This window comes from Clostridia bacterium, assembly GCA_017438525.1.
GTDB lineage: Bacteria > Bacillota > Clostridia > Oscillospirales > RGIG8002 > RGIG8002.
Genome location: JAFRVI010000075.1, coordinates 93,262 through 115,753, shown reverse-complemented (window position 1 = coordinate 115,753; position 22,492 = coordinate 93,262). Strand labels below are relative to the sequence as shown.

The window sequence follows — 22,492 nt, the reverse complement described above, 5'->3', positions numbered from 1 at the left end:
GGTCGCGGACCCTCGACGCGCCGACGCCGACGAACAGCTCAACGAAATCGGAGCCGGAGATGAAGAAGAACGGAACACCCGCTTCTCCCGCGGTCGCCTTTGCGAGAAGCGTTTTGCCGGTGCCGGGAGGGCCTACGAGCAGTATTCCCTTCGGGATACGCGCGCCGATCTCCATGTATTTGGTCGGGTTTTTGAGGTAGTCGACGATCTCCGCGAGCTCCTCTTTCTCCTCTTCGGCTCCCGCAACGTCGGCGAAGGTCTTTTTATTCTTCTCATTGTTCGCCATACGCACCTTCAGCTTGCCGAAGGACATCGCGCGGTTCTCGCTGCGGTTGGCGTTGTTCATCGTGCGGAACATAAAGAATATTATCAGACCGAACATCAGAACGTACGGGATATAAACGAGATATCCCGCCCAGTCGGACGATTTGGTATAGTCGTATTCCTTTATTGTGCCTTTATCGTGCTGTTCTTTGACTATCTCTCTGACGTCGTCTATAAACAGCGACGCGGAGGGCAGCGAAAAGCTTTCCGGCTCTTTCGAGTCCTTTACGCTGAACAGGAGTTTGCCGTTGCTTATATTAAGCGAATAGCTTTCGACCTTGCCCTGCTTGAAGAGGTCGATAATTTCGGAATACGTGCGCTTTTCGGAAGAGCCGCCCTGCGAAAGCAAAAGCGACGCGAGAAGCACTCCGATTATCAGCACGAGCAGTACGAGACCGCCTCTTGATCTTCTCATAATATTCTCTCCTTGGTAATGTTATTCTCTCTATCAGCCGCCGTATACGCTCGAATCAAGTATTCCGAGGTAAGGCAGATTGCGGTATTTTTGATCGTAGTCGAGACCGTATCCGACGACGAATTCGTCGGGAACGTCGAAGCCGATGTAGTCCGCTTCGATCGGACTCTTACGGCGAGCGGGCTTATTGAATATCGTGCAGATCTTCAAGCTCTTAGCTCCGCGCTTGAGCAGGAGCTCCTTGAGGTTATACAGGGTGATGCCCGTGTCGAGTATATCCTCGGCTATGAGAACTTCCCTTCCCTCAACGGAAACGTCAGTGTCCTTGACTATCTTGATATTGCCGGCGGACTGCGTTCCGGCGCCGTATGACGATACGACCATGAAATCTATCTCAACGGGGAGATTGATCGCGCGCATAAGGTCCGACATAAAGACCGCGGCTCCCTTAAGCACGCCTATAAGCAATATGCTTTTGCCGGCGTAGTCCTCGGTGATCTGCGCACCGAGTTCGGCAACCCTGCGTTTGATCTCATCCTCGGTGATGAGCATTTTTACGTTTTCCATTTGTGTTTACTCCTCTGTTATTTCTATTTTTAATAATCTGTCAGTAAAGACGGTAGCCGCGGCGCGTTCGGCAGCGCCCAACTTTTCTACCCAAACGATGCCCTTGTCGTCGCAGAGAACGACGGCGCGGTCGCGCTCTTCGATCGGTATCTTCTGCTCCGAAAAGAGCTTTTTGAGCGACTTTGTCGGCCGCTTCGGCAGCCGCAGTTCGTCCGTCGGTACGCGAAGCCGCAGCCGCAGGCCTCCGACGACGCGGGACGCGTCGACCGCGAATTTGTCAACCGCCGAACCGCCCGCAATCAAGCTTATCGTAACCCTTCTGCCGTCCGGAAGGACGTTCGCCTTTTCGGCGGTAATATAGAAGCGTTTAGGTTGTTTTCGTTCAGCGGAATCGTTCAGCGACAGCCGGCCGTTGTACTTCACGGCGAATGCGCCGGGAAGCTGCGTCCGTCCGTCCCCGTCGGACGCGGCGAAAGCGAGAAGCGCGTTGAGGTTTTTCGCGTCGAGACGCCTGCCGGTAAAATCCGCATAGATGCGCGAAAGCGCGCGTTTCGCAACGGCCGGATCCGCTTCACGCAGCAGCCGCAGGTCGCATTTCTTTTCGCCTGCGACGGCGAGCAGACGGTCCGCTTCGCGCTCGATGAAGGCGTTATCCTCTTTCATCGCTCCGGTAAGTCTTTCGACGGATGCGAGGAAGGAAGGGTTAAGCTCGGTCAGACGCGGGATTATCTCCTGCCGGATGTAGTTCCTTGTAAATTCCGTATCAAAATTGCTGCTGTCGGTAACGAACGGCAACCCGCACTCTCTGTCATAACTCTCCGTCTCTGCGCGAGTCAGCCGAAGCAGCGGGCGGATAAGCTTTCCGCGCGTTTCCGGAATGCCGCAGAGTCCCTTCAGTCCGCTGCCGCGGACGATATTGAATATCAGCGTTTCCGCATTATCCGAAAGCGTATGCGCCGTCGCTATCCTGTCGGCTCCGAGCTGCGCGGCGGCACGGAACAGGAAGTCGTAACGCGCAGAGCGCGCGCTCTCCTCTATCCCCCGTTTAGACGCCGCGGCAAGCGCGGTCACGTCGGCGCGTTCGGAAACAAGCTCAATATCGCGCATCGTGCAGAAGTTCTTCACGAAGAGCTCATCGTAGTCCGACTCCTCGCCGCGCAGACAGTGATTCAGATGCGCGGCGCAGACGAAAAAGCCCATTTCCCCGGAAAGAGTCAGCAGAATATGCGCCATCGCGACGGAGTCCGCTCCGCCTGAAAGCGCGAGCAGCACCTTATCCCCCGCGTGAATCATACGCGTATCGAGGATATGCGCTCTGACTTTTTCGAGGACCTGTTCCTTCATCTCCGTCACCTGTTCACATCAATGGAAACGAAACGCGTATACTTGCCGATCCAGCGGAGCTTGCCGATGCCCGTCTCACCGTGTCTGTTCTTTGCAACGATGCATTCGACGGTATCTCTGTCTTCGGAGTCTTCGGCGTAGTCGTCCTTCTTGTAAAGGAGCATGACCATATCCGCGTCCTGCTCGATAGAGCCGGATTCACGCAGGTCGGAAAGCACCGGCCTGCCTTCGCCTTTTGAACTCAGCGAACGTTTGGCGGCTTCGCGGTTCAGCTGGGCACAGCACAGGACCGCGACTCCGAGCTCGCTGGCCATCGTCTTCATACTTCTCGTCAACTCCTGGACCTCGTTGGCGCGGTTATCGCTGCGCTTGCCGGTCGACATAAGCTGCAGGTAGTCGATGATGACCAAACCTATGTTTTTCAGACGTCTGAGCTTTGCCTTCATCTCGGTTATCGTTATGTTCGAGGTGTCGTCAAAGTAAATCGGCGCGTTGGAAAGAACGTCGCAGGTGTTGGCTAATTTTATCCAGTCTTCGCTCTCGAGTTCGCCGCGCATGATCTTCCTGCTGTCTATCATAGACTCGCTGGCGAGCACCCTGGTGGCAAGCTGTTCGGCGGACATTTCAAGCGAGAAATACGCCACGCCCTTGCCCGTCTTGGCAACGTTCGTCGCGATATTCAGCGCGAGCGACGTTTTACCGAAACCCGGGCGTCCGGCGATGAAGACCAGATCCGCTTTTCGCATTCCGGTTATATAGTAATCTATCGAGGAAAAACCGGTCTTCACGCCCATTATCTCTCCGCGCTTCTCGGGATCGGAAAGGTCCTCCATGCTCTTAAGAGAGACCTGAATGGCCTCGCTTATCGGAGTAAGACGGATGCGGTTGCGGTCGTTCATTATGCCGTAAATACGGTTTTCCGCCGCGTCCATGACCTCGCGGACGTCGTTTCCCCTGCCGGTGGCGTCCTCTATGTTCTCGCGGGACGCCGTTATCAGCGAACGCAGATAGTAGTCGTCCGCAACGATCTTCGCGTAGTTCTTGACGTTGTGCGAGGTCGGAACGGTCTGCGCAAGATTGACGAGATACTCTTTCGCCTCGTCATCGTCTCTGTAAACTCCCGCGGATTTGATCTCTTCGAGCAGAGTTACGAAATCTATCGGTTTGTTGAGATCGCTCATTTTGAGCAGTATCTCATATATCGCGGCGTGCTCCTGGATATAGAAGCAGTCGGGGCGCAGGATAAGAGCGATCTCGTTGATAAGATCCGGCTCAACAATAAGAGCGCCGAGCACCGCCTGCTCCGCTTCAAGACTGTAAGGGAACTTTATATCTTCAAATGCCACTTGAACACCTTCTGTCTGTGGTTATTTCCGCCTGCGGTTATTGCCTGAATCAGAAGTCCTGACCGACGACGTCGATTTTCAGCGCCGCCGAAACGCCGCTGTAAAGCTTGAGTTTAGCTTCCGTTTCTCCGACTTCCTTGACGACGGGAAGCTCGATCTTGCGCTTGTCTACGTCGACGCCGAACTGCTCCGCTATCGCCGCGGAAACCTCCTTGGAGGTCAGCGAGCCGAAAAGCTTGCCGTTTTTGGACGCCTTTATGTTCACGGTCAGCTTCGCGCCGTTAAGAATACCGGCGATGCGCTCCGCGTCCTTCTTCTCCTCGTCGGCGCGGTACTTCGCGGCCGCCTTCTGCTCGTTATAAACGTTGAGGTTCGTCGCGTTCGCCTCGATCGCCAGTCCCTTCGGGATGAGGAAGTTGCGGGCGTATCCGTCCGCCACGTTCACGAGCTCGCCTTTTTTGCCGGAGCCCTTTACGTCTTCTTTAAGTATGACCTTCATAGCGCGTCTCCTTTTTAAGTTACTTGTTTATCTTCATATACTCGTCTATCGCGTCGCAGAGCCGTTCGTAGACGTCATCAACGGTCGCGTTCTCGAACTGCGCGCCCGCCATGGTGTGATGGCCGCCGCCGCCGAGTTTTTCCATTATTATCTGCACGTTTATCGCGCCCATGGAACGCGCGGAAACGCTGACTCCGTAGCTTTCCTCATAGACAAGGAAGGACGCCTTGAACTCGTTGATATTCAGCAGCTCGTCGGTCGCCTGAACCGCCATTACCTTGTATTCCGCCGCACGCTTGCCGCGGCAGACCGCAATCGCGCAGCCCTTGTATTCCCTCGCGTTCGAAATGACCTCGTACATAAACTTATACTCGCGCATATCCTTCGCGAAGTATCTCTGCGCTTCCGCGGAGTCCGCGCCGCACTTTTTCAGATACGCCGCCGCGTCGAAGGTGCGGACGCCGGTGCGCACCGCGAACTTCTTGGTATCGAGCATTATGCCCGTCAGCAGCGCCTCCGCGTCGGTCTTTATCAGCTGCACGTTGTTCATATACTGCACAAGCTCGGTGACTATTTCGCTCGCGGACGACGCGAACGGTTCGTGGCAGAAGACCGTCGCCCTGTCGATGTAGTCGACTCCCTTGCGGTGATGATCGATGACTATGACCTTTTCGCAGGCGTCGTAAATGCGCTTCGACTCGATGTGCTCGATAAGGTGCGCGTCGACTACGATGAGCAGAGTGTTCTTCGTTATCATATCCTCCGCCTTATCCGGAGTGATGAAAACGTGTCTGTATTCGCTCATTTCGCTGTAGGTCTCGACCATATCGCCCGCCAGAGTGGATGTCTTGTCGACCACGATGTGCGCCTGTTTGCCGGTGCTTATGCAGGCGCGGTACATACCGATAGCGGACCCGATGGCGTCGTAATCGGAGAACTTATGCCCCATTATCATGCAGTTGTCGGATTCAGAAATAACACCCTGAATTTCTGTAGCAATGACGCGGGTCTTGACCTTCGTCAGCTTCTCGACTCCGCGGGACTTGCCGCCGTAGAATTCGAAGCCGTCGGCGTTGCGCAGAGCGGCCTGATCGCCGCCTCTGCCGAGCGCCATGTCAAGCGCTTCCACCGCCATTTCGTCGCAGGCGGCGAAGCCGTCTCCGCCGTAGCCGATACCGATGGAGATGGTCGACAGCGAGTTCTCGCCGCCGGAAAGCTCTCTGGTCTTGTCGAGCAGGTCGAACTTCGCTTCCTTCATCTCGGGGATGTGGCGCTGCTCGAAAACGAGAACGTAGTGGTCGGGCGCGGTCTTCAGCATCGCGCCGCCGTACTTCTCAAGCCCCTCGTGCACTATCAGCTCCATACGGCCGGCGAGTATTGTCTTTTCGCTGTCCTTGACGCTCTTCATCAGCTCGTTGTAGCTGTCGAAAGAAATGTGCGCCACCGCGGGTCTGCTGAGCTCGTATTCGATGGCGGTCTCTTTCAGCTCCGTTATGTCGGAAAAGTAGTAAGCGCGCATCTTTTCGCTGCGGCTGTTGTTGCCCGCGGCGTAGACCATGTAGTACCTGCCGTCGAAGCTGCATTCGCCAGCGCCGGTGTCGACGCCGAGCGCGCGGTAGTCAAGCTCTCCAGTTATCGCGGAGAATGGCGTGTCCATAGCGTCCGCTCCGCCCAGCACGTAAGCGAAGAAAAGCTCATTGTACCACGCGATATTCCCGTTCTTGCCCACTATGACAGTCGGCATCGGGAACATCGTGTCGGAACCGCTTTCCGCGGTTTCGAGCGTACGGACGAGACTTTTCAGCTTCGAGACGACGTTGCGCGAGATCGCCCACTTGCGAAGCATCTGCACAAGCAGTCCGAAAAGCACTATCCCGAGCACGATGAAGAACAGCTTCGTAAATCCCATGAAAATATAGCACACGACGCATATCGCAGTATAGACGCAAAGCTGGAAGATCAGGTCCGTATTCAAAAATCTGAACAGTTTGTTTTTCAAATTATCACCTCATATCAGCGGTGTACCTCCGGATACAATTCTCTCCGGATATATTTATCTATAATAACCCATAGTTACTGATAGTATGATTATACCAAATACGGATGAGTTTTACAATAGTTATTTTCACAAATATAAAAATATCAATATTTTAGTTTTCTTTTCACAAATACTACTCAGGTCCGGTCTGTTTTTAACAAACATTTCACGATATAGATATCACAGAACGGTAAAAATATCACTCAACGACAAGAAAACTATACGGTTTATGTATAAAATTATATAGTGATTAATTTTGCAGTTAAATATGGCGAAAGGCAAAGAAAATGGCAAACGGTACAAAAAAGCGAATAACCGCCGCGATCGTCGCGATTTGCGCGCTCTGCGCGTTCGCGGCCTGTTCCCGTATGCCCTCCAAACCGGCGTCGTCCGACGCCTCATCCGCGGCTGGCAGCGAAGAAGAATTCAGCATGCAGTATCAGCCCGGCAACACCGAAATAGATCTCGGCGATGTTGTCGAAACGTTCGTTGACAAAAACGGCACGCCGTATATAACACCGCTGTACGATATGTCCGGACACACTGTTTCCCTGCTCAGCCACTGGGACGCGGATACCCCCGATTCGATACATATGATCAGCTATCTTCGCAAATACGGCGGACCGCAGGTGAAGTTTATCACTGCTCCATACGGAGAATGCGGAACGAAGCTTCAATCTATGGTTCTTGCGGAAAACGCGCCGGACCTCTACAAAGTCCGCGACGGCGACGTCGCCGGCATCATGCGTCAGGGGCTTTTCACCGACCTTACCGATCTTATAGACTGGGACAGCCGCAACTGGAGCGACTTGAAGCCTTATCTCGACATGGTGACTTATAACGGCAGAATCCTCATAGCGCCGGAATTCAACTCCAACTATTTCATATGGTATAACAAAAACATATTCTCCGAGCGCGGCGTCGAGGATCCGATCGAGCTCTACGATAAAGGCGAATGGACGCTGGACAAGTTCGACGGCATATGCAAGCGGCTGACCGTCAGACAGGACGGCGCGGTACAGCTCTACGGTTTCGGCTACGATCACACATGGATGCGTCAGGTCTTCGCGATGTTCGACGCACAGCTCTCGGTCAAGTCCGGTGACGGATACGTCAACACCGTTGGCAGCGACGCCGTGACCGACGCGATATCCTACCTTAACGAACAGATAAACGTTTCCCGCGTCACCTGCAAGCCGGAGAAGGCGCTCCCCTACTTTGCCTCCGGCAAGCTCGCCATGCTCTGGTACGGCAACTGGCTGTCGATGTCCGCGCCGTTTGCAGAGATGAATCTGACCGGCGCTATCGACTTCGTGCCCGCGCCGACAAACTCACACCTTGCACTCGGGCCGCGGCAGGACTTCGCCCTCTCCGGCCACGCGATACCTATAGGTGCGAAGGATACCGAGGCGGCAATCGCGTTCATAGAGATCTTCAATTACTACAAGCAGACGCCGGATCTCGACAAGGTTTCCACCGACGCGCAGTGCGAGCTGAACAACTGGTCCTACGAGCAGTTCCAGCGCATGCGCAAGCCGCGTGAATACGAAAACAAATACACCTTCGTCGAGCTTTCGGACACCTGGGATTTCATACTCGAATCCGTCGAAAACAACCGTTCCTGGCTCACGGTACGCGAGATGTATTCAAAGCAGATCGACCTTGTAATAGACGGCATTTCAAACAGCAGCACCTGAATTACGGAATAAGCAAAACGGCTTGAAGCGAATCAGCTTCAAGCCGTTGTTTTTTATCCGGATATTCGTATGTCGTCAGACGTTTATCTCTACGTCGACCGTTTCGAAACCGGCGTTGGCATCCAGCGCCGTCTTGACGGGACCGGCGAGGAAGTCATCCGTCTGCTTCTCCGCGAGGCCGGTGAAGCCGCCCGCGTCGAGAATTCCGTCGAGCTCTTCACGCGTCAGCCCGAAGGTCCCGTCCGCGAGGATGCGCTCGAGCAGGTCGTTTTCGCCGCCGTTGAGCTTCACCTGCTCCGCCGCGGCGACGGAGTGGCGGCGTATCGCCTCGTGGAGCTGCTGGCGGTCGCCTCCCTTGCGGGAAACGCAGTACATGAGGATATTCTCGGTCGCCATAAACGGCAACTCTTCTTTCAAATGCTTTTCCATCATCTTCGGGTAAACCTTCAAGCCGGAAATGACGTTGATATACAACGCGAGGATCGCGTCGACGCAGAGAAACGCCTCGGGAATCGCGACGCGGCGGTTCGCGGAGTCGTCGAGCGTGCGCTCAAGCCACTGTGAAGCGGCGGTTATCGCGGGATTCGTCAGGTCGCTGATGCAGTAACGCGCCAGCGAAGCGATGCGTTCGCTGCGCATCGGGTTGCGCTTGTACGCCATCGCGGAGGAACCGATCTGCCCCTTCTCGAAGGGCTCGTCCACCTCTTTCAGATGCGAAAGCAGGCGGATATCGTTCGAGAACTTATGCGCGCTCTGGGCAATGCCGGAAAGCACCGAAAGCAGCGCGAAATCCGCCTTACGCGTGTAGGTCTGGCCGCTGACGGCGTAGGCGGAGTTGAAGCCGAGCTTCGCGACGATGCGCTTCTCGAGCTCCTCGACCTTCGCGGCGTCGCCGTCGAAAAGCTCGAGGAAGCTCGCAGATGTGCCGGTCGTTCCCTTACAGCCCAGCAGCTTCATATTCGAGATCGCGAAGTCCACTTGCTCGAGATCCATCAGCAGATCCTGCAGCCAGAGCGTCGCACGCTTGCCGACGGTAGTCGGCTGCGCCGCCTGGAAATGCGTATACGCGAGCGTCGGAATGCCCTTGTGCTTCTCCGCGAACTCCGCGACCGCTCTTATCGCCGCGAGCAGTTCGCGCTTTATCAGCAGCATCGCCTGCCGCTGAATGATAACGTCGGCGTTGTCGCACACGTAGCAGGAGGTCGCGCCGAGGTGGATTATCCCCTTCGCGTTCGGGCACTTCTCTCCGTAGGTATGAACGTGCGCCATAACGTCGTGACGGACTTCCTTTTCCTTTGCGGCGGCGAAATCGTAGTCGATATCGTCAATATGCGCTTTCAGCTCCGCTATCTGCGCGTCGGAAATCGGCAGGCCGAGCTCCTTCTCGCTCTCCGCGAGCGCGATCCAGAGCTTTCGCCAGGTCGCGAATTTCACGTCATCGGAAAAGACGCGTTTCATTTCCTTCCCCGCGTAGCGCTTGCAGAGCGGGCTTTCGTAATACTCGTGCATTTTCATTCCCCTTTCGCGTTCAAGGGTTTTTCTCAACTTCTATATGATACTATTTTTCCCCGCGTATTTCAATAGAAAATGCAAATAATTATTCCGCTTTTTCGGCAGGCTCGTAACGCTCGGCGATCACCGTGCCCGGGTAGTAGTGATAAAGTATATCCCGGTAGCCGCTGCCCGCGAGCGCCATCGCCTGCGAGCCGGTCTGACTCATGCCGACTCCGTGGCCGTAGCCCTTGACGGTGAATGTGAAGACTCCGTCCGCGTGCGCGATCTCGAAGCAGTTTGACCGCAGCGAAAACAGCTTGCGTATCTCCCCGCCGGTGAAGGTCTTATCCCCCGCCGTCACGGCGCGGACGTAACCGCTTTCCGCGCGGTCGGTCACGGTCAGCCATTCTTCCGGCGCGTCGGGAAGCGCGCAGTCCGCAAGCTTCTCCTTCACCTCCGCGTCTGAAAGCGTTACGGTCGACAGAAAGCCCTTTTCGTTTTCGTCCCAGCTGCTGTCGACGCTCTGCAGATACGGCACATCGTTGCCCCAGACGTCCTTGCACGCCGCCGTCGAGCCCGCCGATATAGAATAGAATACCGTCAGCGCGGGAGCGCCGTCGTAGAGAAGCGTTTCACCGTAAACCGCGCGGACGGCGTCTTCGACGCGGGCGCGGTATTCCTCGTATTTGCTCCCCCACATCTCGCGCTGCTCCTCCTCGCTCTTCCAGCTTTTGCAGTGCGCGTAGTTCGTGCAGACGTGGGCTCCCTTGTGCTCGTTTTCGGCGTAGCCGGGGTGCGCCTCGGTGTATTCCTTCTTGCGTATCGCGTAAGTATACGCGGCGACGGCGTTCGCCTTCAGCGCCTCCGGCTCGTATGTCGCGGGAATCTCCGCCGCAACGACGCCTACGACGTAGTCGAAGCTGTTCAGAAGCATGACCTTGTCCGTTTTATGATTATACACTTTGATCGTGTCGCCCCATCCGGACGGCGCGGCGGTTTCCCCTTCTTCAGCGGAGGCGGCGCCGGGGCGCGAAACGAAAAACGGCACCGCGAACAGCACCGCGGCGTAGCAAAGACAAACGGCAAGTATTCTTTTCATTTTGCTTTCCCTTTCACAAATCGAAAATTTCCGGTTGACTATTATAATAATAAGTAGTAGAATAAATGTGTATAATTTTATATACACGGCATTTCAGAACAGGAGCGACCCTTATGGCAGAAAGAAAACCCCTATTGGCAGACGCCTACATAGAAACTCTATGCGGCGAACACAACAAATATAACAACATCGATGTTGACCGTTACGCCCGCGACAACTACCGCATAAAGCGCGGACTCCGCAACAGCGACGGCTCCGGCGTCGTCGCCGGCGTCACGAACATCTGCAACGTTCACGGCTACGTCATAAATGAAAACGAAAAGGTGCCGGAGGAAGGCAAACTCATCTACCGCGGCATCGACGTCAACGAGCTCGTCGCCGGCGCGAGAGCGGACGACCGTTTCGGCTTTGAAGAGACGGAATATCTTCTGCTGATGGGCTCCCTTCCCACGCAGAAGCAGCTCGACGATTTCCGCGCCGCGATAGACGAATGCCGCGAGCTTCCGCACGGCTTCATCGAGGACGTGCTTATCAAGACTCCCAGCCGCAACATAATGAACAAGCTGGAGAGCGCGATACTCAACCTCTACTCCTACTGCCCGAATCCCGATGACGTCAGTCTCGAAACACTGCTGAGGCAGTCGATAGAGATAATCGCGAGGGTGCCGACGATCGTTTCTTACGCCTACCAGTCAAAGCGCAGGCACTATGATAACCAGAGCATGTATCTGCACCCGATTCCGAAAAACCTCTCCACCGCGGAATGTCTGCTGACCTTCCTGCGCCCCGATATGCACTATACGGAGGAGGAAGCGACGCTGCTCGACGTTTGCCTTATGCTCCACGCGGAGCACGGCGGCGGCAACAACTCCACATTCGCCTGCAGAGTGCTTTCGTCTTCCGGAACGGACACCTACTCCGCGATTTCCGCGGCGGTCGGCGCGCTCAAGGGCTTCAAGCACGGCGGCGCAAATCTCAAGATCACGGAGATGATGGACTGCATCAAGTCCGGCGTCTCCGACTGGAAGGACGACGAAGAGGTGCTGGAATTCCTCAAGGCGATCCTGCGCCGCGAAAAGGGCGACGGAAGCGGCCTCATCTACGGCATGGGGCACGCGGTATACACCCTCTCCGATCCCAGAGCCGTTCTGCTCAAAAAGTACGCCTCCTCCCTCGCGGAGAAGAAGAATATGTCAGACGAGTTCAATCTCATCGAGTCGGTCGAGCGCCTCGCGCCGACGGCGTTCGCCGAGGTCAAGCAGAACGACAAACCCATCTGCGCCAACGTCGATATGTACAGCGGCTTCGTCTACACGATGCTCAATATGCCGCGCGAGCTTTTTACCCCGATATTCGCCACCGCGCGAATCGCCGGCTGGTGCGCACACCGCATCGAAGAGATCGCGGTCTCCAACCGCATTATCCGTCCGGCGTATATGTCGGTGCTGAAAAAAGCGCCTTATACTCCTCTCTCGGAGAGGCAATAAACCCCATCGCCGCTGCGGCGGCTTAAAACGGAGGAATAAAAATGAGAAAGGCCCTCGTTATCGCAACTCCCGTATTCTGCGTCACGGGCACGCTGCTGCGACTGCTTTCGCTTAAAAACGCGGCGTTTCCGCACGTACTGCTGGGCGGGCAGAAATTCTCTTTCGCCGCTCTGGTATCCATACTCGCGATCATTTTCGCCATCGTTGTCATGATAATGACCCGTAAGGAGAACGGCGGTGAAACGATCGCTCCCAAGGCGGCCGGCGCGGTGCTTTTTGCCGCGGCGATCGCGCTCGGCTTCGACGCCGTTCAGAAGGTGCTCGAAAACGTCCTTTCCGAAGCGGAGTTCGATCTTTTTGCGTTGCTGTTGGGTTTGTTCGAGTTCGTGTCGGCGGTGATAATAGTGGTCTTCGCGTGCCAGATATTCACCGGCTTCGATTTCAAATACCGTCTTTCGCTGCTGCTCGCGCTGATACCTCTTATCTGGCTGCTCGTCAAGCTCGCATATGAGTTTCTCGGCTACACCCGCGTGGCGAACATCTCGGACCACTACTTTCACGTGCTGATGACCGCGAGCACGGTAATGTTCCTGCTTTATTTCTTCAAATCCACCGCCAAGGGCTTTACCTCCTCCACCGCCGCGGTAGTCGGGCTTTCGCTGCCCGCGGCGCTCTTCTCCTGCATGACGGTCATCCCGAACTTCGTCGACGCGCTGACCGCCGAAGGCGTTTCCTTCTTCGACGCCGTCTCCGGATTCGACTTCGCCTGCCTGCTCATTGCGGCATTCGCCGTTATAGTATCCGCAAAACTCGCCTTCTCACAGAGGAACGCAAACGACTGAAAAGGAGAACGACTATGAAGCTCAACCTTTCCGCGCTTTCCGAAGAACTCCGCTCACCCGCATCCGAACTGCTCGGAATACTCAAAATCGAAGAATCGGCCGACGGTCTGAAGCTGACCGCCGAAAAAACCGAAACGCGCGGGCTCTCCGTCAGGCGCGAAGGCGGCTCCGCCGTCCTCGCGTATTCTGAGCCCGCTTTTTTCTTCCGTGCGCTCGGACTGCTTGCGGAAACGGACGGCGGCTGCGAAACGAGCGAGACTCCGCGGCACAAGTCCCTCGGCCCGATGCTCGACTGCTCGCGCAACGGCGTTCTGACCGTCACGTCGCTGAAAAAGATGATACGCCACATCGCGCTGATGGGGCATAATATGCTTATGCTTTACACCGAGGACACCTACACCCTCGACGGCGAGCCCTACTTCGGTTATATGCGCGGCAGATACTCTCACGACGAGATCCGCGAAATCGACGCCTACGCCCGCCGCTTCGGCATCGAGCTTGTTCCCTGCATCCAGACGCTCGCGCATCTCGGCGAGGTGATGAAGTGGGAGGCGTACAACCCCGTCTGCGATATTTTCGACATACTGCTCGTTGACGAGCCGAAGACCTACGAGCTTATCGATAAGATGATCCGCACCTGCTCCGAGGACTTCTCTTCACGCCGCATTCACGTCGGAATGGACGAGGCGTGGATGGTCGGTCAGGGCAAGTATAAGGACCGCCGCGGGATAGAGGCAAAGTCCTCGATAATGCGCAAGCACCTGAAAAAAGTATGCGATATATGCGATAAATACGGCGTTTCTCCGATGATGTGGAGCGATATGCTTTTCAACTGCGACGCCGAGGGCAATCCGCGCAACAGGTACGACACGACCGCTTCCCTGCCCGCCGATATCCATGAGGTGCCGCCGAAGAATATGACGCTCGTCTACTGGGACTACTACAACGGCGACAAGCGCATCTACGACGGCGTTATAGAGATGCATCAGAAGTTCGATAACCCCGTCGCCTTCGCCGGCGGCGCGTGGAAATGGGTCGGCTTCGCGCCGTTGAATCATTACAGCTTCACCCGCAGCAAGCCCGCAATAGAAAGCTGCTTCGAGCACGGAGTGGACGATATCCTCATAACCGCATGGGGCGACAACGGCTGCGAATGCCCCTTCTTCGCCGTGCTGCCCGTCTTCCAGCTCTACGCCGAAGGGTGCTTCACCGGCGACATAAGCGAGGAACGCGCGGCGCGCCGTTTCCGCACCTGCGTCGGAGGCGAGATGGAGGACTTCATGATGCTGGATATGCCGCAGCTGCCCGCCGGCAACTTCGACAGTCCGACAGACCTGAACCCCGCGAAGTATCTCGTCTACGGAGACCCATTCATAGGGCTGGCGGATAAGCATATCGGCGCCGACTACCCGGAGACCTACGCGAAGTACGCGCAGTATCTCTCATGCGCCGCCGACCGCAACCCCGAATGGCGCTATATTTTCGACAACTCCGCGGCGCTCTGCCGCTACCTTTCCGAAAAGCTCGGCCTCGCGCTCAAGCTCAAGCCGGCGTACGACTCCGGCGACAAAGCCGAACTGAAACGCCTGCGCGAAGGCGAACTCGAGGCGGCGTTCGCGGCGTTCGAGCAGTTTTTCGAGACCTTCCGCACGCAGTGGTACACCGAGAACAAGACCTTCGGCTTCGAGGTCGAGGATCTGCGCCTCGGCGGTCTGCGCAGCCGCTTCATAACGATGATGCGCCGCATAGATGAATACCTCGACGGCAAACTCGACGACCTGCCCGAGCTCGCGGAGGAGCGTCTCCGCCTCGACTGCCGCGGAGACGGCGAAAAGCCGGATATCCACTGCAACAAGTGGGCCTTCGCCGCGACGGCGAATCCCGTGTGACCAGATAAGGATACGCAAAAAGGCGCGCCCTTTGGGCGTGCCTTTTAATATTGTTTTCTGTTTTTCAACCGTTATGTACCGGCTTCTTTTTGCCGCCGAAGGATTCGCCGGATATCAGCATCTTGCGGTAGCGCTCGGGCGACTCGCCGGTCTTTTTCTTGAAGTTGTTGTAAAACGTTCCTATGTTGGTGAAGCCGCACTTCTCAACGATCTCCTGAATGGGCTTCTTCCCGTCGCGGAGCAGTACACAGGCGTAGTTGATGCGCTTTGAAACTATAAAGTCCGAAATGTTTACACCCGTCAGCGACTTGAACACGCGCGAGAGATGCTCCCTCGTCTTGCCGGAAAGCGCTACTATCTGCTCGAACGGCAGAGTGAATATCTCCGGCTTGCTGATCAGCTCGTAATAGTCATTCAGCCAGCGCGGCGCGTCCGCAAAGCGAACTGCGGGGCGGTTGCCCCTGACAATGAAGGAGTAATAGTAGCCCGCGACGAGCAGGCGCGTGGAGTTCAGATGCTCCGCCGCGCCGATATCCTCGGACTGATTGAAATCCTTCATCTCGCGGATCATCTTGTCGCATTGGATATCGTCGAGTTTGAAGGAAAGCGGCGCACGCGCTCTCCCGTAATCCGAAAAAGCCGCGTCTTCGCCAAGCAGTTTGCGGACGGCGTCGTAATGCGCGCCGCCGACGAAAACAGCGTAGCATTCGATATGCTTCTGCTTTGAACCGCTGTGCCATTCCGCCGGAAACTCACACATATCGGAGCTCCTGAAAAACGTTATCGTTTTTTCACCAGCGGCATAATCTTCGCCGTTCACTGTAATATTGACTCCGCCGCCCGCAAAGAAAAGCATTCTGTGGCATCCGCGGCTGTACTTCTCCCAGCACTTAACGATGTCCTCGGGAGTCGCGCAGAAAAACAGTATCAAAGTATCGTTTCTTGATTTATCCGCCATAATTTCCTCCCGCGATCAGATATGCGATATGACCGGAATGACCATCGGCGTTCGCTTGCTCTGCTTGAAGATCGTCTTGGAGAGCTCGTCGCGCACGACGGTTTTCAGCGCGTTGTAGTCGTGAACGCCGATCGTCGCGTTCCTGTTTACGCAGTCGGTCACGAGCTCCTTGAGCTGCCCGAGAAGCTCCTCGGATTCGCGCATATAGACGAACCCGCGGCTGATGATCTCCGGCTCACAGACGAGGTATCCGGTCTGTCTGTCGACCGAGACCGCGACGACGATGAGGCCGTCCGAAGCGAGCTGTCTGCGCTCGCGCATGACTATCGCGCCGACGTCGCCGACGCTCGTGCCGTCGACGAAAACGCTACCGGTCGGCACTTCGCCCTTGAAGGCGGCGGATTCGGGCGTCAGCTCGATCACCTTGCCGTTGTCGGATATAAGTATATTCTCTGTCGGGATGCCCATGCTTTCACCGAGCATCTGAGACTTTTTCAGATGATTGTATTCGCCGTGCACGGGGATGTTAAACTTCGGCTTGACGAGCCCGAGGATCAGTTTCAGTTCCTCCTGGCAGGCGTGGCCGGAGGTGTGCACCTCCGCGAGCGATTCATAGACGACCGAACAGCCGAGCTTCATCAGCTCGTTGACTATGTTCGTGACGAACTTCTCGTTGCCGGGGATCGGGTTGGAGGAGAGCACGATAAGGTCGTCCTCCGAAACGACTACCTTGCGGTGGTCGGAATACGCCATACGGTAGAGCGCGGACATGGTTTCGCCTTGAGAGCCGGTTGTGATTATCACCGTCTGATCCTTCGGGTATTTATCGATGACGTTGATGTCGAGCAGGACGCCCGCGGGCAGCTTGATGTAGCCGAGCTGTTCGGCTATTGCGGTCACGTTTACCATGCTCCTGCCGGAAAGCGCGACCTTCCTGCCGAGCGCGGCGGCGATGTCGATTATCTGCTGCACGCGGTAGACGTTCGAGGAAAACGTCGCGATGATGATGCGCTTGCCCTCGGCGTTTTTGAAGATGTTTTCAAGCGACTGACTGACGCGGCGCTCGCTCATCGTGTAACCGGGACGCTCGGCGTTCGTGGAGTCCATCAGCAGCGCGAGGACGCCCTCGTTGCCGAGGTCGCCGAAGCGCGCGAGGTCTATCATTTCGCCCTGCGTCGGGGTGGTGTCGATCTTGAAGTCGCCGGTGTGGACGAGCGTTCCGACCGGAGTCTTTATCGCGAGCGCGACGGCGTCCGGAATCGAGTGGTTGACGGTGATGAACTCGACTTCAAAGCAGCCGAGCTTTATGACGTCGCCCGCCTTGACGGTGTTCATGTTGACCTTGCCCTTCAGCCCGTGCTCGACGAACTTCGCCTCGATGAGCCCCTGCGTCATTCTGGTGGAGTAGATAGTCGTATCCAGCTCCTTCATCAGATAAGGCAGGCCGCCGATGTGGTCCTCGTGGCCGTGGGTGATGATTATGCCGCGGATCTTTTCGCGGTTGTTGAGAAGATAGGTGAAGTCGGGGATGACGACGTCTATGCCGAGCATATCCTGATCGGGAAACTCGAGCCCGACGTCGACGATTATCATATCGTTCTCATACTCGAATACGTACAGATTCTTGCCGATCTCGTGCAGTCCGCCGAGCGCCATGATCTTCAGCGGCGACGCGGACTTTTCGGCCTTGCGGTTCTTCTTCCGCTTCGCGGAAGGCGCGGTTACAGCCGGCACGGTCTGCGCCGGCGCCGCTTCCGGCTGCGCGGGAGCGGGTTTTTCGGCGCGCCTGCGGTTTTTCTTCGCGGCTTTCGGCTCGGGCTTGGGCGGCTCCGGCTTCGGCTCGGCCTGCTGCTTTTTCGCGCGCGTCTTCGCGGGCTTGAAGGGTATCTCGACCACCCTGCCCTCGCGCTTTTTCAGCGGGATCGGCGTGGAATCGGTGCCGGGAAGCCCCGCCTGCGTCTTTTTGGACGCGTTGAGTTTTTCCATAAACGCCGCCTTGTCCGCGGCGTCGCGCGCCGCCTGCTTTTCGGCGGCGGTCATACGCTTTTTCGCGCCTTCAATGCGCTGTTCGGTTTTTTTCCTGGATTTGCTGTTGCTCAAAAATGTACCTCCGGATTTTTCATACCAAAACATACCTTTCCTTTCGGAAAAGTATTATGAGTGTATTTGATTGTTTATGTTACCCGCCTTTCGCTGACGGGAAAAAGGTCTGTATCAGGGCGCCGATTTGCACGCCCCGTCCGCCCGAGTCCGTATGGATTATATCATCCGTAAGGGGTATTGTCAAGTTCTTTTTTGACTTCGCGGATTCGTTCGAGCACCTCCGCGCCAAGCTCCCGCGCGGCTTCGACGGTGTTTGCCTCGGCTACGAGGCGCAGACGCCTGCCGCGATCGGAGGGCTTGACGGTGCAGACCGCGCCTCCGCGGCGCAGGTCAACTCCTTCGGCGGAGGCGGTGAAGTCCTTTTCCTTTTCGCCGAGCAGGCGGATCAGCATACCGCCGCTTCGTTCGCCGCAGTCCTCGGCGAACTCTGCTACCGCGAAGTGAGGCACGGAGGCGAAAAAGTCGGCGGCGCGCTGTTTTTGTTCCGCGAGCGATTTGAGCAGAAACGCACAGCCGAAGACCGCGTCGTCAAGCACGCGCAGGCGCGCGGCCTCCCTGCGCGAAGCGTCGTCGCTTTTGTCCGGCGGGCACGCCATTCTGATACGCGGCTCGCACCCGAGCTGACGGACCGCCTCCGCGAGCGTTTTCGGCGTTTCAGGCGGGAGCGGAACGCGCTTTGCGCCGCCGACGGCAAGCAGGAAGCATATGCCGTAAAGCAGACGGGAATGCGCGATCTCCCTCCCTTCCTCATCGACTAATGAAGCAGCAAAACCGTCTGCGGAGATACGCGCGCGGACGCTGCCGCCGACGGTGAATACCGACGAAAACAGCCGCCCGAACGCCTGCTCCGGCGAGCTGACGGTGACGGGAAAAGGCGCGCGGAACTTCTCAAGCTCGCGCGCGTAGTCGCTGAAGACCGCGGAGTCCGTTTTCGCCTCGCGGTAGCCGCCGCGGGAAAACTCGCCGCGACGGTACGCCGATTCGACCCTGCGCGCAAGCTCGCGCACCGGCGGAAACCCAAGCCCGTCGCGGACAGCTATTCCTTTCTCCGTGACCGCGAGCCCGAGTTTCACTTCTCTGTCCGCGACACCGAAAGAAAAGACGTTCAGCGGCAGGACGCCCATGTCGACCGCCTCCACGCCGCTGCCGAGCAGACCTGCGACGAGCGCGGATTTTATCACACCGCCGCCCTCACAGCCGTCGCAGGAAACGGCAACGGAACCGCCCTTCAGCGCCGTCGCCGCCGCGGCGCCGATCCGCGCGGCGTATTCCGGAGTGATATCCGCGCCTATCGTTCCTGCGATGAGTCCGTTTTCGATAAGGCCGCCGCCGGAAACGCCTTTGACGACGTCGGAGTAGACGCCGGAGTTCGGCTCGATGCGCTTTCCGGGCCATATGCGAACGTTCGGCGAAACGACCGAGCCCTCCGAAAGCACGCTGCCCGCGCCGAGCACGCTGCCGTCGTACATCGCGGCGTCCGCCTTCACAACGCAGCCGCCGCAGACGAGCGCACCGCGCAGGGCGGCGCGTTTGCCGATATAGCTTCCCGCCGCGACGACGCTGTTGCGTACGCTCGCGCCCTGCGCGATACGGCATCCGTCGCCGATAACGGCGTATTCTCCCACCGAAGCGCCCGGCGCGATGCTGACGTTTTCGCCTATCCAGACAGGCGGTTTGACGCCCGCGCGGCGCGGCGGCTTCGCGGCGTCGAACTTCACCCTGCCGTCGAGCAGGTCGAACTGCGCTGAAACGTATGTCGCGATATCGCCGATATCCAGCCAGTAGCCGTTCTCGGTATACCCGTATACCGGCATCCCCTTTTCGAGCATCAAAGGAAAAAGCTCCTTACCGAAATCAAACGACTTTCCCTCGGGAACAAGCTTCATAGCTTCGGTTGACAATACGTAAACGCCTGTGTTGACAAGGTCGGTCAGCGCCTGTGCCCAGTCGGGCTTCTCAAGGAAGCGCGTGACGCGCCCGTCCGCGTCCGTCATGACGAGCCCGTATTCGAGCGGATTCGGCATCCCCTTCAGCACGATCGTCGCCGCGCCGCCCTTCGCTTTGTGGTATTCCCATACCCTTTTAAGATCGAAGTCGCAGAGCCCGTCGCCGCTTATTACGAGGAAGTCGCCGCCGAAGTCCGCGGAAGCGCGTTTCACGCTCCCCGCCGTCCCGAGCGGCTCGTCCTCGACGAAGTAGCGCAGTTTGACGCCGTGCGCCTCGCCGCCGAAGTGTTCGCTTATCGCCTGCGGCATATACATCAGCGTGACCGCCGCCTCGTCGAAGCCGTGCCGGGCGAGAAGCTCCAGCGTGTAGTCCATCACCGGCCTGCCGCAGAGCGGCGCCATCGGCTTCGGCATATCGCAGGTCAGAGGTCTGAGCCGCGTCCCTTCCCCACCCGCCATAATAACTGCTTTCATACGCTAATATCCTTTCAAAAGATTCTACGCAGTTATTATTGCCTGTTTTTATGCTCTTTAATTCTTGAAAAACGCGAATACGTATGATATAATCACATTGTGATTTTGTATAATTGAAAGGAGAAAGGCATGGTCGGCAGGATTTACAGCGACGCGCCGGAGCTCGTGCGAAAATATATCAACTATCTGACCGCCGTCAAGGGCAAATCGAAACTGACTGTCAGCCAGTATTATACCGATCTGAAGCTCTTTTTCCGCTTTCTGAAGCACTATCGCGGATTATCGGACGAGCCGTTCGACGAGACCGATATTTCCCGTCTCGACGACGCTTTCATCACGAGCGTGACGTATAACGACATACTCGAATTCATCACCTACACCGCGCAGGAGCGCAACAATCAGGCCGCCGCGCGCGCCCGCAAGTGCTCCGCGATACGCGGCTTCTACAAATACCTGCTGCATACCGGCGTCATATCTGACAGTCCCGCGCGCGAGCTCGAAACGCCGAAGCTGAAACGCGCGCTGCCGAAATACCTCACCGTCGACGACAGCGTCAACCTGCTCGACGCGGTGGACGGGCCCTACAAAGCGCGCGACTACTGCATGATAACCCTCTTCCTCAACTGCGGAATGCGACTGAGCGAGCTTGTCGGGATCAACGTCAAGGATATCAACGCCGACGACGGATTTCTCATAGTTACCGGCAAGGGCAACAAGCAGCGGACGCTCTTCCTCAATCAGATGTGCCGCGACGCGATAAACGACTACCTCACCGCCCGCCCCGTCAACGGCGTAAAGGACAAGGACGCGCTCTTTCTGAGCCGGCTCGGGCGGCGCATAAGTCCGAAGACCGTTCAGCACGTCGTCTACACGGCGCTCGACCGCGCCGGACTCGGCGGCAAGCACCTTTCCGTCCACAAACTGCGGCACACCGCCGCTACGCTGATGTATCAGAACGGCGCGGACATCCGCGTGCTTCAGGACGTACTCGGGCACGAGAGCTTGAGCACGACGCAGATATACACCCACGTGCGCGACGAGCAGGTGCAGGCGGCGATGGAGAGCAACCCGCTCGGCAAGGCGAAACGCCGAGCGGACACGAAAAAGCGCACCGAGGACAGTGAGGACTGACTATGGAAAAACGGGAAACGCATCTTTCCCCCAAAGCAAAAAAGATAATAACGATAGTTTCGATAGCGGTGATGATCGCGTTTTTTGCGGCGATAGCGTGGTTTGTCGGGCGGCCGATGCTGCAGTTCGTCAGGGAGCCGGAACAGTTCCGCGAATGGGTGAACGCGCACGGCTTCGTCGGCAAGCTGGCGTTTATCGGTATGCAGGTGCTTCAGGTCGTCGTCGCGGTGATACCGGGCGAGCCGCTGGAGATCGGCGCCGGCTACGCTTTCGGCGTTTTCGAGGGGCTCGCGCTCTGCCTTATAGGCGTTTTCATCGGCGGCGCGCTGATATTCGCCTTCACTCGCTATTTCGGCATGAAGGCGGTGGAAGCGTTCTTCCCGAAGGAGAAAATAGAGTCGGTGAAGTTCCTGCAGAACGAAAAGCGGCTTGAGCTGATCGCCTTCATCCTCTTCTTCATCCCCGGCACGCCGAAGGATCTGCTCTCATACGTCGGCGGTCTGACGCCGATAAAATGGCACAGGTGGCTGCTGATAACGACCTTCGCGCGTATACCTTCGATCATCACGTCCGTCATCGCGGGCAACGCGCTCGGCGTGAAGGACTACACCCTCGCGATAATCGTTACCTCCGCGACCGTAGTCGTCAGCGCGGTCGGGCTGTTAATCTACGGAATCATAACGAAAAAGCGCCGCGACAAAGCGAAGGCGGAGAATCAGGAGCCGGAAGAGATCGACAACGCGGTTTAGATTATTAGCCGTATAAAAGCAGCATCCGTCCGTGTGAATGGACGGATGCTGCTTATAATATCTGTGAATAAAAAGAGTTTAAGCAAACTC

At 56.9% G+C, this 22,492-nt stretch carries 17 protein-coding genes; 6 read left to right on the top strand and 11 right to left on the bottom strand.

Annotated features, from left to right (window positions below):
• From IJL83_07250 to IJL83_07225, 6 genes are all read right to left on the bottom strand, one after another.
• Positions 1-739 (bottom strand): ATP-dependent metallopeptidase FtsH/Yme1/Tma family protein (locus IJL83_07250; GenBank protein MBQ6553390.1); only part of this gene is annotated, 739 nt, incomplete at its 3' end.
• Positions 740-772: 33 nt separating this feature from the next.
• A complete protein-coding gene (hpt, locus tag IJL83_07245) occupies positions 773-1,306 on the bottom strand; it encodes a hypoxanthine phosphoribosyltransferase (GenBank protein ID MBQ6553389.1) in 534 nt (177 codons plus the stop codon).
• A gap of 6 nt (positions 1,307-1,312) precedes the next feature.
• Complete coding sequence (gene tilS, locus IJL83_07240; GenBank protein MBQ6553388.1) at positions 1,313-2,650, bottom strand: tRNA lysidine(34) synthetase TilS; 1,338 nt, start codon at positions 2,648-2,650, stop codon at positions 1,313-1,315.
• A gap of 5 nt (positions 2,651-2,655) precedes the next feature.
• A complete protein-coding gene (gene dnaB, locus IJL83_07235) occupies positions 2,656-3,996 on the bottom strand; it encodes a replicative DNA helicase (protein ID MBQ6553387.1) in 1,341 nt (446 codons plus the stop codon).
• A 49-nt stretch (positions 3,997-4,045) separates the two neighbouring features.
• Positions 4,046-4,495, bottom strand: coding sequence for a 50S ribosomal protein L9 (gene rplI / locus IJL83_07230; protein MBQ6553386.1), 450 nt, complete (start codon positions 4,493-4,495; stop codon positions 4,046-4,048).
• A 19-nt stretch (positions 4,496-4,514) separates the two neighbouring features.
• Entirely contained in the window at positions 4,515-6,494 is a 1,980-nt protein-coding gene (locus IJL83_07225; protein MBQ6553385.1) for a DHH family phosphoesterase, read from the bottom strand.
• 326 nt (positions 6,495-6,820) lie between these two features.
• Between IJL83_07225 and IJL83_07220 the strand changes: the two genes are divergently transcribed.
• Positions 6,821-8,230 carry an extracellular solute-binding protein gene (locus IJL83_07220; protein MBQ6553384.1) on the top strand — a complete coding sequence of 470 codons (1,410 nt, stop codon included), beginning with the start codon at positions 6,821-6,823 and terminating at the stop codon, positions 8,228-8,230.
• Positions 8,231-8,305: 75 nt separating this feature from the next.
• Here the strand turns inward: IJL83_07220 and IJL83_07215 are convergent, their stop codons facing one another.
• Positions 8,306-9,739 (bottom strand): adenylosuccinate lyase, encoded by a 1,434-nt coding sequence (locus IJL83_07215; GenBank protein MBQ6553383.1) that lies wholly within the window; start codon positions 9,737-9,739, stop codon positions 8,306-8,308.
• 88 nt (positions 9,740-9,827) lie between these two features.
• Positions 9,828-10,823, bottom strand: coding sequence for a stage II sporulation protein D (gene spoIID / locus IJL83_07210; GenBank protein ID MBQ6553382.1), 996 nt, complete (start codon positions 10,821-10,823; stop codon positions 9,828-9,830).
• 113 nt (positions 10,824-10,936) lie between these two features.
• Here spoIID and IJL83_07205 point away from each other — a divergent pair, with 113 nt between their 5' ends.
• The 3 genes from IJL83_07205 to IJL83_07195 are packed head-to-tail and all read left to right on the top strand — an operon-like array spanning position 10,937 to position 15,041.
• Positions 10,937-12,310, top strand: a complete 1,374-nt coding sequence (locus IJL83_07205) for a citrate synthase (GenBank protein ID MBQ6553381.1) — start codon at positions 10,937-10,939, stop codon at positions 12,308-12,310.
• A gap of 41 nt (positions 12,311-12,351) precedes the next feature.
• Positions 12,352-13,152 carry a hypothetical protein gene (locus tag IJL83_07200; GenBank protein MBQ6553380.1) on the top strand — a complete coding sequence of 267 codons (801 nt, stop codon included), beginning with the start codon at positions 12,352-12,354 and terminating at the stop codon, positions 13,150-13,152.
• A 14-nt stretch (positions 13,153-13,166) separates the two neighbouring features.
• Complete coding sequence (locus tag IJL83_07195; protein MBQ6553379.1) at positions 13,167-15,041, top strand: beta-N-acetylhexosaminidase; 1,875 nt, start codon at positions 13,167-13,169, stop codon at positions 15,039-15,041.
• Positions 15,042-15,105: 64 nt separating this feature from the next.
• Here IJL83_07195 and IJL83_07190 read toward each other — a convergent pair whose 3' ends face one another.
• The 3 genes from IJL83_07190 to IJL83_07180 all read right to left on the bottom strand — a co-directional run bounded on the left by IJL83_07190 (position 15,106) and on the right by IJL83_07180 (position 20,522).
• On the bottom strand, positions 15,106-15,999 hold the full coding sequence (locus tag IJL83_07190; protein MBQ6553378.1) for a helix-turn-helix transcriptional regulator: 894 nt from the start codon (positions 15,997-15,999) through the stop codon (positions 15,106-15,108).
• 15 nt (positions 16,000-16,014) lie between these two features.
• On the bottom strand, positions 16,015-18,099 hold the full coding sequence (locus IJL83_07185; protein MBQ6553377.1) for a ribonuclease J: 2,085 nt from the start codon (positions 18,097-18,099) through the stop codon (positions 16,015-16,017).
• A gap of 164 nt (positions 18,100-18,263) precedes the next feature.
• The gene (locus tag IJL83_07180; protein MBQ6553376.1) at positions 18,264-20,522 is read right to left on the bottom strand and encodes an NTP transferase domain-containing protein; all 2,259 of its coding nucleotides are present in this window, start codon (positions 20,520-20,522) and stop codon (positions 18,264-18,266) included.
• Between the two features lie 129 nt (positions 20,523-20,651).
• On the opposite strand from IJL83_07180, the gene IJL83_07175 reads away from it, so the two are divergent.
• A complete protein-coding gene (locus IJL83_07175) occupies positions 20,652-21,653 on the top strand; it encodes a tyrosine recombinase XerC (GenBank protein ID MBQ6553375.1) in 1,002 nt (333 codons plus the stop codon).
• Between the two features lie 2 nt (positions 21,654-21,655).
• Positions 21,656-22,402: a TVP38/TMEM64 family protein gene (locus IJL83_07170; protein MBQ6553374.1), complete on the top strand. Its 747-nt coding sequence runs from the start codon at positions 21,656-21,658 to the stop codon at positions 22,400-22,402.
• The last annotated feature ends 90 nt before the right edge of the window (positions 22,403-22,492 follow it).

Excerpts from the sequence above, each read along its gene's own strand:
- hpt (MBQ6553389.1), bottom strand. The coding sequence starts at position 1,306 with ATGGAAAACGTAAAAATGCTCATCACCGAGGATGAGATCAAACGCAGG.
- tilS (MBQ6553388.1), bottom strand. The coding sequence starts at position 2,650 with ATGAAGGAACAGGTCCTCGAAAAAGTCAGAGCGCATATCCTCGATACG.
- rplI (MBQ6553386.1), bottom strand. The coding sequence starts at position 4,495 with ATGAAGGTCATACTTAAAGAAGACGTAAAGGGCTCCGGCAAAAAAGGC.
- IJL83_07220 (MBQ6553384.1), top strand. The coding sequence starts at position 6,821 with ATGGCAAACGGTACAAAAAAGCGAATAACCGCCGCGATCGTCGCGATT.
- IJL83_07215 (MBQ6553383.1), bottom strand. The coding sequence starts at position 9,739 with ATGCACGAGTATTACGAAAGCCCGCTCTGCAAGCGCTACGCGGGGAAG.
- spoIID (MBQ6553382.1), bottom strand. The coding sequence starts at position 10,823 with ATGAAAAGAATACTTGCCGTTTGTCTTTGCTACGCCGCGGTGCTGTTC.
- IJL83_07205 (MBQ6553381.1), top strand. The coding sequence starts at position 10,937 with ATGGCAGAAAGAAAACCCCTATTGGCAGACGCCTACATAGAAACTCTA.
- IJL83_07200 (MBQ6553380.1), top strand. The coding sequence starts at position 12,352 with ATGAGAAAGGCCCTCGTTATCGCAACTCCCGTATTCTGCGTCACGGGC.
- IJL83_07195 (MBQ6553379.1), top strand. The coding sequence starts at position 13,167 with ATGAAGCTCAACCTTTCCGCGCTTTCCGAAGAACTCCGCTCACCCGCA.
- IJL83_07190 (MBQ6553378.1), bottom strand. The coding sequence starts at position 15,999 with ATGGCGGATAAATCAAGAAACGATACTTTGATACTGTTTTTCTGCGCG.
- IJL83_07180 (MBQ6553376.1), bottom strand. The coding sequence starts at position 20,522 with ATGAAAGCAGTTATTATGGCGGGTGGGGAAGGGACGCGGCTCAGACCT.
- IJL83_07175 (MBQ6553375.1), top strand. The coding sequence starts at position 20,652 with ATGGTCGGCAGGATTTACAGCGACGCGCCGGAGCTCGTGCGAAAATAT.
- IJL83_07170 (MBQ6553374.1), top strand. The coding sequence starts at position 21,656 with ATGGAAAAACGGGAAACGCATCTTTCCCCCAAAGCAAAAAAGATAATA.